Source organism: Streptomyces sp. SM10 (assembly GCF_002910915.1).
GTDB lineage: Bacteria > Actinomycetota > Actinomycetes > Streptomycetales > Streptomycetaceae > Streptomyces.
Map to the genome: position 1 here is coordinate 1 of NZ_NEUF01000165.1, position 2364 is coordinate 2364.

A 2364-nucleotide genomic window follows, 5' to 3' on the forward strand; every position below is an offset into this window, starting at 1 on the left:
GCCCGCCCCAGGAAGCACCCGGCCGAGGCCGAGAACGCCAAGCTGCGGCGGGAGAACGAGCGGCTGCGCACGGAGGTGGACCAGAAGAACGCGGCACTGGAGGTGCTGGGAAAAACACACGCGCTCTTGCAGTCACTGTCCAGGAGCGCGGACTGAGCCACGTCCTGGACGGCCATCTGCACGCGGCGGTCGAGGAGTTGAGGCTGCTGGTGGGCATCGTGGATGCCTGCCGGATCACCGGACGTTCCCGGGCGACCCACCACCGGCGGCTGCATCCCAGGCCGCCGGCACCTGGGCGACCGCGTCCGGCCCCGGTCACCGCACTGTCGGCCGCAGAGCGGGCCACCGTGCTGGCGCTGGTGAACAGCGACGAGTACGCCGAACTTCCGCCGGCCCAGATCTACGCCCGCGAACTGGACGAGGGCCGCTACCACTGCTCCGAGCGCACGATGTACCGGATTCTGAAGGAGGCCGGGCAGGACGGCGAGCGGCGCCGGATCGCCACCCATGGTGCCAGGACCGTGCCCGAGCTGGTCGCCGACGCCCCTTCGCAGGTGTTCACCTGGGACATCACGAAGCTGGCGGGTCCGGACAAGGGCATCTGGTATCACGCCTACGTCATCATCGACATCTACAGCCGCTACATCGTCGGCTGGACAGTGGAGCGGGCCGAATCAGCCGACCGGGCCGAGGAGCTGATCCGCGAGACGATCCTGCGCAACGGCATCGTGCCCGAGACCGTGCACGCCGACCGGGGCACCTCCATGACCTCCAAGAAGGTCTCCCAGCTGCTGATTGACCTCGGTGTCACTCGCAGCCACTCACGCCCCAAAGTGAGCAACGACAACCCCTACAGCGAAAGCCACTTCAAGACCGCCAAGTACCAGCCCGACTTCCCGCGCAGGTTCGACTCGCTGACGCACGCCCGGGAGTGGATGGACGGCTTCATCAGCTACTACAACCACGTCCACCGGCACTCCGGGATCGGCTACCACACGCCGGCCAGCGTGCACTTCGGCACCGCGGAACTGGTACGTGAGCAACGAGCCACCACCCTCACAGCCGCCTACGAACGGCACCCGGAACGGTTCAACCGCCGCCCCGTCCCACCATCGATCCCCCGCCAGGCATGGATCAACGACCCCGCCAAGCGACACCAAACCGAACGACAGAACTCATAGCGCCACATTCGTTTCATTTGACTTGACAGGCACCGGTCGGACAGCTCCGCCGTATCAGGGTTCCGGGCGCGGTGTCCTGGCTCGCGTAGCGACCGCGTAGCGGCTCGGCCTGGACGCCGTGTCCGGGTTCCTGGTACGCCCCTTGAGGTGTCCGGCCGAGGAGGGAACCCCGCCTTCACCACCTGCACCACAACGCTCCCGCACCCGACCAACCAGCCCCCACCCCCTCCGAGGAGGACCCGCCGGAGGCAGCCTTTCGCTCCGGCCGGCACCCAACGAACCCCGACAGCCGGGGCTCCAGACTCGGGGCCACTCAGGAGATAGGTCGCCCGTGGCGCACCACGCAACGCCGCCCAGCCTGCCGACCATCACGAATTGATAACGACGCGAGTGATTCTCGTCCTGCGGCGTGGCCGAGCGATGGAACCTAGGTTTCTGGCTATCGGGTGAAGTCACCGCACTGCACAAACCCGGTCGCCTTCCTCGCCTTCGGGCATCCGGGGAGAACGGAGCTGCCGCTCCGATACAAGTCCATACCCGAGTACGGCGTGCGGTGCCTGGTTCTCGACCTGATCACTGAGAGCAACAGTGGTCGGTTCGAGCAGCCATGCCACCGAACCGACCACCTTCACGGAAGGTACGTCGGACGCATGGAAACGGTCGGATGGGCAACAGCCTCGGTGGCAGTGCTCGGTGGGTGCGTTCTCGTACTCGGCTACGTCCTCGATCAGGTGCCGTCGCTTGCCGAGAAAGCCATACGGGCTATCACCGCGGTACGCCGACTGCGCGACGAGTGGCGGAACGAGTGACGGGCGTGCGCCCGGGGCGGCATGCTCCTCCCCGGGCGGAAGGCCAAGCCATCCTGCGTCCGCCGGCGGGGGTCTGCCTGGCGACCTAGAGACAGCCTCGCGGAGACGAGTCTCCGGCCGGTGTGTCCTGACGCGGGACGGCGCAAGCGTTCTCGGGCATGGGGGTGTTCCTCGGGTGTCTCAGTGGTGCGGGCGGCGGCGTGCCGTGGCCTCGTCCTAGGGGTGCCGCCCGCGGCCCGGACGCTCCGGCCGGCTGCGAGCCGGGCCAGGCTGAGCCGTCCCGGAGGGACGCCCTTCGTACGTGAGCCGGAGAGCGGGGCCGGCCGCCGACGCGGTTGGGCCCGAACGGCGGTGGGCGGAGCGTGTGGTGGGCG

Annotated in this window: 2 protein-coding genes; both read left to right on the forward strand. The window is 68.3% G+C overall.

Annotation, left to right across the window (positions count from 1 at the left end):
• Nucleotides 1–176: 176 nt before the first annotated feature.
• On the forward strand, nucleotides 177–1181 hold the full coding sequence (locus tag B9S57_RS27060) for an IS3 family transposase (protein WP_103759827.1): 1005 nt from the start codon (nucleotides 177–179) through the stop codon (nucleotides 1179–1181).
• A gap of 446 nt (nucleotides 1182–1627) precedes the next feature.
• The gene (locus B9S57_RS34280) at nucleotides 1628–1990 is read left to right on the forward strand and encodes a hypothetical protein (protein WP_146057819.1); all 363 of its coding nucleotides are present in this window, start codon (nucleotides 1628–1630) and stop codon (nucleotides 1988–1990) included.
• The last annotated feature ends 374 nt before the right edge of the window (nucleotides 1991–2364 follow it).